This window comes from Brachybacterium sp. J153, assembly GCF_036311905.1.
Lineage (GTDB): Bacteria > Actinomycetota > Actinomycetes > Actinomycetales > Dermabacteraceae > Brachybacterium.
The window spans coordinates 83,790-91,610 of the sequence record NZ_JAZDCH010000027.1; the positions used below are offsets into that span (position 1 = coordinate 83,790).

Genomic DNA, 7,821 nt, shown 5'->3' on the forward strand with positions numbered 1-7,821 from the left:
CGATCCCGCAGGCAGCGACGGGACGAGTCCGCGGGGAGCATCGCGGGAGCCACAGGGGGAGAGATGGCACGACGGGCCACCGGAATCCGCAGCGAGGTGCCGGCGCGGCGTCGGCCGTGGGCGACGATGAGCCTCGCCGCGGCGAGCGTGATCACCGTCGGCACCCTCACTGGCTTCGGTCTCGCCGGCGCCGGGCCCCTCGGCGCCCTCGCAGGCGACCGGAACGCCCCCACCGCCCGTCCCTCCGAGCAGGAGCTCGCGTCGCACGAGGTGATCGAGCCCGCCCCCGAGGGTCCCGCTCCCTCCGACGGCGGCGGCGAGACCACCCCGAGCGCGCCCAGCACGACGCCCGCGCCGAGCCCCACGACCGCCGTCCCCAGCACCCAGGCGCCCGCCCCGGAGGAGACCGTCGCCCCGGCACCGGCCGAGGACTCGGGCGGCGGATCGCGCGGCGGCAACAACTCCGGCGGCAACAAGTCCGGCAGCAACGGCGGCAACGACGGCGGTAGCAACTCCGGCAACGACGGCGGGTCCGCGGAGCCGTCGGATCCCGGCACCCCGACCGACTCGACCCCGCCCTCCGAGCAGCCGACCGACCCCACCCCGGATCCGCAGCCCGAGGACCCCGAGCCCGAGGATCCGGAGCCCGAGGACCCGCCGGCCGTGGATCCGGAGTCCACCGAGGACCCGGAGCCCCCTGTCGAGCCGTCCGCCTCGACGCCCCCCGCGGACGATCAGACCACCGCCGCGTCCGAGTCCTCCAGTGACGGCGCGGGCGGCGGACTCGGGGGCTGATCCCTCCCGTGCCTCAGGTCGCCTGCGTGCGGGGCACCCCGTCCCGGCAGGCGACCACGAAGCCGCCCTCGTCGTAGCGGGTCTCGAAGGCCTCGCCCCACTCCTCGCCCGCCCACGAGGCGACGTCGGCCGGCTGCTTCCCGCCCCAGGAGAAGGCGTAGACGTCCACCAGCACGCAGTCCGGCACCCGCTGGTTCGACCCGTGCACCCACTGCACGTCGTGATCGGGGACGGCCTGGGCCATGAGGGTGATGTCGACGGAGAGCACGGTGTCGTCGGGCACCGCGGCGAGCGCTCCCGCCGCCGGTTCCGCCCGCCAGCTCGCCTCCCATTTCGCGGGCCGGAGGACGTCGAGGATCGGCATCTGGCTCCCCAGCAGCAAGGTCGCGGCCGCTGTCGCGGCGACAGCGGCGGTGCGCACCTCGGGCCCGGGCCGCGGCGCGTCCCGGCGCCGGAGCGCGGTGGCCCGGCCGGTGCGGCGGTCGCCGAGCGCGTCGAGCAGGGCGGCGAGCGCGATCGGCACGAGCACCGCGTTGTAGTGCCAGTACCACTCCCAGTAGAAGCTGACCGTTCCGGTGAAGCGCCAGGCGAGGGTGGGCAGCATGAGCAGGATCAGCGGGGAGCGCGCGCCGATGATGCCCGCCGAGAGCAGCAGCATCCCCACCGTCACCCACTTCACGGGAGGTCCCAGGACGTCGAGCGGTGAGCCGAGGTTGTCGGTGTAGTCGTACTGGCCGGCGGTGTTCAGCAGCGGCAGGATCACGAAGGTCGACAGCACGAACCAGCCGACGCCCCAGCAGGTGAGCCCCAGCCCGCCCCACCGGTGCTCCCGGGCGCGGAGGGCGATGATCCCGCCGAGCACGGCGACCGTGAGTCCGAGGTCCTCCTTCACGAAGACCAGCGGAGCGGCCCAGAGGATCGCCGCGACGGTCCGCTCCCGCAGCAGCGCGGTCAGGGACAGGGCGAGCAGCGGCACCGCGAACGCGATCTCGTGGAACTGCACGGCGGCGGCCGACTGCAGACCGAAGGAGAACACGGCGGCGCCTCCCGCGACCGACCCGGTGACCGGCCCGAGCCGGTCGATCGCGAGCCGGGTCAGGGGGATCGCCGAGCCGCCGAGCAGCGCGGCCTGGGCCCACAGCAGCGCCTCCCCGCTCGGCCACACCCACCACACCGGGGCGAGCAGCACCAGGATCGGATGGAAGTGGTCGCCGAGGAGGTTCGCCCCGTCGCCCTTGATCGGCACGATCGGGGCGCGCAGCTCCCCGTAGGCCCGGGCCAGCTGGGTGAAGATCCCCAGGTCCCAGGAGTGCGTGACGAGGGTGCGGAACTGCTGCGAGCCGAGCAGGCCGTAGACGAGGGTCGCCGCGAGGGCGAGCGCGACGGGGACCAGGCGCCGCGTCCAGCGGGTCGCGCGGTCCTCGACCGCGAGCTCGGCGGAGGGCGCGATCGGGGCGGTGGAGGTCACCCCGTGAGGGTAGCGGGGCCCTCCCGGGTAACGGACCTACACTGCGGCCATGAGCACCCCCTCCCCGGCCGCGCCCCGCCCCGAGCCTTTCGGCGACCCCCGTCGGCTGGTGCGCGTCGGCCTGCTGGCCGGTGCCGTCGGCGCCCTCACCCTCGTCGAGCCGCGTCGCCTCGGGCCGCTCGGCCGCGGTGCCTATCGGGTGGGCGTCGCCGCGGTGAGCGGGCTGCTCGCGGCCGACACCGCGCGCACCTCGGGCGCGCTGCTGGATCCGGTGCGGGACGGCGTGGTCACCGGCGGGGCGACCCTCGGCCTGATGGACCTCGCCGAGGCCGCCGACGGACTGCTCGTGGACTTCCTGCGCCGGGCGGGCGTCTCCCGGCCGCGCCCCGTGCTGGCCGCGGTCGGGGTGCTCGGGACCGTCGCCGCGTACGCGCTGCCGGGTCCGCTCGGCGGGGAGCGTTGGGGCTCCCTCGAGGAGGTCTTCTCCGAGAGCGAGTCGCAGGAGCTGCCGGCGGAGGCCCGGGCGCTGCTCGAGGCGCTGCTCGCGCCGGGGCCCGACGGCGTGGACCTCCCCGGCGCGGCGGCGCTGCGCGAGCAGCTGGAGACGGTCCGCGCGGTCGACCCCGGCTACGCCACCTCCGATCTTCCGCTCGAGGTCGCCGCGCCCCGTCGCCGCGCCGTGCCGCATCAGCAGACCTGGCCGGTGACCGGGCGCTTCCGTCGCGGCGGTCGGGACTACGCGCTCGAGCTGACGATCTCCGAGGGCGCGCTCGCGATGCTCAGCGTGATGCTCGGCGAGGAGCCGTCGGACACGTTGGACGACCCGTATCTGGACCGGGCGCTCGAGGAGATGGCGTCCCCGGGGTTCCTGCTCCCCGATCCCGGGGAGCTGGTGCTGCACCGCGAGACCGAAGGCTGAGCCCGCAGCGCTCGGCGTCTCCGCTCACCACAGCACGATCAGCTGCACGACGAGGATCTTGACCACCATGCCCACGGCGAACAGGGCGGAGTAACCGGACTCGGCGCGCTCGTCGTCGGTGAACGTGGCCACGTGCCCCATGAGCACCGGCTGCCCGATGAAGCCCGCGAGCGCCCCGAGGGTGCGCGGCGCGGACATCCCCGCCCAGCGCCCGACGCCCCAGAGGGCGAGCAACGACGCGGCGGTGAGCCCCGCGGCGAGCAGCGCGACGAGCAGGCCCGTGCGGCTCGGCGCGGTCTCGGCGAAGCTCTCGCCGCTCGCGAGGCCGACCGTCGCGAGGAAGAGGACCAGGCCGAGCTGGCGGATGGTGAGGTTCGCGGAGCCGGGGATGGTCCAGATCAGCGGTCCGGTGCGCTCGAGCCGTCCCAGCACCAGGCCCACCACGAGCGGACCGGCGGCCGCCCCGAGGGCGAGGCTCGCTCCGCCGCCCAGCGGGATGCTCACGAGGCCCGCGAGGATGCCGAGGGCGATCCCGAGACCCACGCTGATCCAGTCGACCTCGGTGATCCGCCGCTCCGAGTCGCCGAACAGGGAGGACAGCTCGCCCATCCGCTCGCGGGGTACGACCACCCGCACCCGGTCGCCGAGCTGGAGGCGCATGTCGGGCAGCGCCAGCAGGTCGCGGTCGCCCCGGCGCACCCGGGTGATGATGCCGCCGAATCGGCTGGGGATCCGCAGCTGGGCGACGGTGCGCCCGGCCACCTCGGGATTGGAGACCACCCACCGGCGGTAGTCGACCACCGAGCGGTCGTCGGCGAGGTCCCCCGGGGCGAGGCGGCCGAGGTGGGAGACGGCCCGGTCGATCGCCTCGGGGGCGCCCACGAGCAGCAGGTGGTCGCCCACCCGGAGGTCGTCCTCGGGCAGGGCGACCCGCACCGCCCCGTCCCGCAGCAGATAGGACATGCGCAGCTGCCCGCCCCGGCCTCCCGCGCGCGCCGCGATCCCGGGGATCTCCTGGACCCGCAGCGCCCGGTCGAGCTCGACGGTCGCGGTCCGCAGCCCGGCGGCGGAGGCGGGGGCGGGGTCGCGGCGGCCCGGCAGGGGGCGTCGGCCGACGGCGGAGAGCACGAGGAGGGCGACGATCACGCCGACGGGATAGGCGATCGCGAAGCCGACGGCCGGCTCGGGGGAGCCGTCGAGAGTCCGGGTCGCGGTGTCCAGCGCCGGGGAGGCGGTGGTCATGCCCGAGACCATCCCGCCCAGGAGACCGGGGGAGAGGCCCAGCAGGCTGCCGGCCCCGAGGGCGAGCGCACCGGTGAGGACCAGCAGCATGCTGGCCGCGAGCAGCAGTCGGGTCTGGGTGCGCAGATCGCGCAGCACGCTCGCCCCGGCGGCGAGCCCCGTGGTGTAGACGAAGAGGGCCAGGCCCACGGCCTGCAGCAGGTCCAGACCCTCGCCGAGGCGCGGGTCGAGGGCGCCGACGGCGAGGCCGACGAACAGGGCGCCCGCGGCGCCGAGCCGGAGCGGGCCGAGGCGGAGGGCGCCGAGCGCCGATCCGGCCGCCATCACCAGGACGAGGGTCAGGACGGGAGTGGCGGCGAGGAGGTCGAGCATGCTCTGAGGCTAGTCCCGCGAGGGCTGTCATCGCAGGTCACGAGGGTGAGGTGATCGGAACGTCACCTCCACCCGAAGGTGACGTTCCGGTAACGGTGTCAGTGGATCTTCAGGTTTCCGCCCGGTCACCGGTCGGAGCCGCTTGACTGCCCCCACCGGTGCGCGTCGGGACCCCCTCCCGGGCGCGAGGACGCGCGGCGCACCGACCACCCCCGACCGGAGGACCGCCGATGCCGTTCAGCCCGCTTTCCCCACCCTCTCCCGACCCCGCACCCGACCCCTCGTCGGGCCGCGCCCCCGATGCCGCCGCCGTCGACCGCGCCCTCGGCCGTCGTCGCTGGGGCCGAACCCTCGCCGCCGGCACCGCGGGCGGCGCGCTCGTGGCCGGGCTCCTCACGGCCCCCGCCGCGCTCGCCGACCCCGGGGACCTGACCCCGCTCGGCACCGCCTCGGAGCTCGGCGTCGACGTCCCCGTGCAGGACGAGCTGCTGGACGGCTCCGCCGAGGCCATCCCCGGCCGCTGGTTCGTGCAGGTCGCCGGTGATCCGGTGCTGCAGGGCGGCTCCGCGCGCGCGAACACCACCGCGCAGGAGCAGGTGCAGCAGCGCGCCGCCGACCTCGCCATCGACCTCGAGGTCGAGCGCTCCTTCACCGGCGGCTGGAACGGCATGACCGTCAACATGTCCGATGCCGACGTGGCCGCCCTGCGCGGCGTCGCCGGCGTCGAGGCCGTCTTCCCGGTGCTCGCGGTCGAGGCGCCCGAGCCCGCCGCGACCTCCCCCGAGGACGCCCCCGCCAACGCCATGACCGGCGCGGATGTCCTGCAGGAGGTCGAGGGGCTGAGCGGTGACGGGGTCCGCGTCGCGATCATCGACTCCGGCATCGACTACAACCACCCCGATCTCGGCGGCTCCGGCACCGATGACGAGACCGCGGACTTCCCGAACGATCGCGTCGTGGGCGGCTACGACTATGTGGGCGACGCCTACGACTCCTCGACCGGGGTGCCCGCCGCGCCCGACGCCTTCCCCGACGACTGCGGCGGCCACGGCACCCACGTCGCGGGCATCGTCGGCGCCGACGGCGAGGTCACCGGTGTCGCCCCCGAGGCGGACCTCCTCGCGTACCGGATCTTCGGCTGCGACGGCTCGAGCGACACCGACGTCATCCTCGCCGCCATGGAGCAGGCCCGGACCGACGGCGCCGACGTCGTGAACATGTCCCTCGGCGCGAGCTTCATGACCTGGCCCGACTACCCGACCGCGCAGATGGCCGACTCCCTCGTCGACGCCGGGATCACCGTCGTGATCTCCGCGGGCAACTCCGGGACCTCCGGCACCTTCTCGAGCGGCGCCCCGGGCGTCGCCGCCTCGGCGATCACCGTCGCCTCCGTCGACTCGACCCATCGCCGCTCGCCCTACGCGACCGCGGCCGGAAGCGACGTGGCCTACTCGGCGGCCACCGGCGCCCCGGCCCCGCCCACCGCGGGCGAGCTCGCGCTCGTCGCCGCCGGAGCGCCCGGCACCCCGCAGGCCCAGGCCTGCGATCCCACGGGCGTGGCCCCGGCCGAGGCCGGTCAGGCGCTGCTCGTCGAGCGCGGCACCTGCTCCTTCCGCGAGAAGGCCCTCGCGGGCGAGGCGGCCGGGTACGAGGCCGTGATCCTCTACGACAACGCCCCCGGCGTCGTGAACCCGACCGTCGAGGGCGATCCCGCCCTCACCATTCCCGTGGTGATGCTCGGTCAGGCCGACGGCCTCGCCCTGCAGGAGGCGCTCGCCGCCGGAGCGGTCACCTGGACCTGGCAGGAGGGGACCACCGTGGTCGAGAACGAGACCGCCGGCCTCGTCTCCGACTTCTCCTCCTACGGCCTCACCGCGGATCTGCAGCTGAAGCCCGACGTCGCCGCCCCCGGCGGCTCGATCTGGTCCACCGTCCCGCTCGAGCAGGGCGCCCACGGCGCCAAGTCCGGCACCTCGATGGCCGCTCCGCACGTCGCGGGCGCTGCGGCGCTGCTGCTCGAGAAGACCCCGGACCTCTCCCCGGCCGACGTCAAGGCCGCGATGATGTCCACCGCCGATCCGCTGACCTGGTCGCTGGTCCCGGACCAGGGCTACCTCGAGCCGGTCCACCGCCAGGGCGCGGGGATGCTCGACCTGGTCGCCGCGGCGAGCACCACGGCCCGGGTGGCCGAGCCGTCGATCTCCCTCGGCGAGGGCGATAACGGTCCGAAGACCGTGACCGTCACAGTCGAGAACAGCTCCGCGGAGGACGTCACCTACACCGTCGGCGTCCGCCACGGCGTCGCGACGGGCGCTCCGACCCTCGATCCGGCCTTCTATGCCGCCGAGGGGATCGCGGAGCCGGCCGCCGAGGAGTTCACCGTCCCCGCGGGGAGCAGCGCCGACCTCGAGGTCACCCTCGGGGAGGACTTCGGCGAGAACGGCATCATCTACGGCGGCTGGATCACCCTCACCGCTCCCGACGCCGATCTCGTCGTGCCCTTCGCGGGCCTCTCCGGTGACTACCAGGCGCTGCCGGTGCTCGAGGAGGTCGGCCTCGGCCTGCCCGCCCTCGGGGTGTCCGACGGCGCCGGCGGCGTGCTGATCGACGCCGACGGCGGCCACGAGTACACGATGCAGGACGGCGACGTCCCCTACCTCGCGTACCACCTGGCCTACCCGGTGGAGACCTTCGAGGTGCGTGCCTACCAGCTCAACGGCGGCGGCAAGCCCAAGCCGGTCAACCCCTCCGTCGGCTCGGTGCTGTCCGTGGACCATCTCGGCCGCACCGCCGGGCCCGAGGTCTGGGCGTGGGACGGCACCTACGCGCTGAAGAACGAGAAGACCAAGACGGTCAAGAACGGCACCTACCAGCTCGAGCTGCGGGTGCTGAAGCCGCTCGGCGATCCCGCGAACCCCGACCACTGGGAGATCGTGCGGACGCCGACGTTCACCATCGCGAACCCGACCCCCGGGAAGCCCGGGGCGCACTGATCACGGTGATGCGCTGACCGCGGTGGTCGGCT

Annotated in this window: 5 protein-coding genes; 3 read left to right on the forward strand and 2 right to left on the reverse strand. The window is 74.9% G+C overall.

What is annotated here, in order from left to right:
- Nucleotides 1-63: 63 nt before the first annotated feature.
- Nucleotides 64-795 (forward strand): hypothetical protein, encoded by a 732-nt coding sequence (locus V1258_RS13800; RefSeq protein WP_329750228.1) that lies wholly within the window; start codon nucleotides 64-66, stop codon nucleotides 793-795.
- A gap of 13 nt (nucleotides 796-808) precedes the next feature.
- Here the strand turns inward: V1258_RS13800 and V1258_RS13805 are convergent, their stop codons facing one another.
- Nucleotides 809-2,263 (reverse strand): DUF2079 domain-containing protein, encoded by a 1,455-nt coding sequence (locus V1258_RS13805; RefSeq protein WP_329750229.1) that lies wholly within the window; start codon nucleotides 2,261-2,263, stop codon nucleotides 809-811.
- 49 nt (nucleotides 2,264-2,312) lie between these two features.
- Here V1258_RS13805 and V1258_RS13810 point away from each other — a divergent pair, with 49 nt between their 5' ends.
- A complete protein-coding gene (locus V1258_RS13810; protein ID WP_329750230.1) occupies nucleotides 2,313-3,182 on the forward strand; it encodes a hypothetical protein in 870 nt (289 codons plus the stop codon).
- Between the two features lie 24 nt (nucleotides 3,183-3,206).
- Here V1258_RS13810 and V1258_RS13815 read toward each other — a convergent pair whose 3' ends face one another.
- A complete protein-coding gene (locus V1258_RS13815; RefSeq protein ID WP_329750231.1) occupies nucleotides 3,207-4,796 on the reverse strand; it encodes an aspartate:alanine exchanger family transporter in 1,590 nt (529 codons plus the stop codon).
- 230 nt (nucleotides 4,797-5,026) lie between these two features.
- On the opposite strand from V1258_RS13815, the gene V1258_RS13820 reads away from it, so the two are divergent.
- Nucleotides 5,027-7,789: a S8 family serine peptidase gene (locus tag V1258_RS13820; protein ID WP_329750232.1), complete on the forward strand. Its 2,763-nt coding sequence runs from the start codon at nucleotides 5,027-5,029 to the stop codon at nucleotides 7,787-7,789.
- The last annotated feature ends 32 nt before the right edge of the window (nucleotides 7,790-7,821 follow it).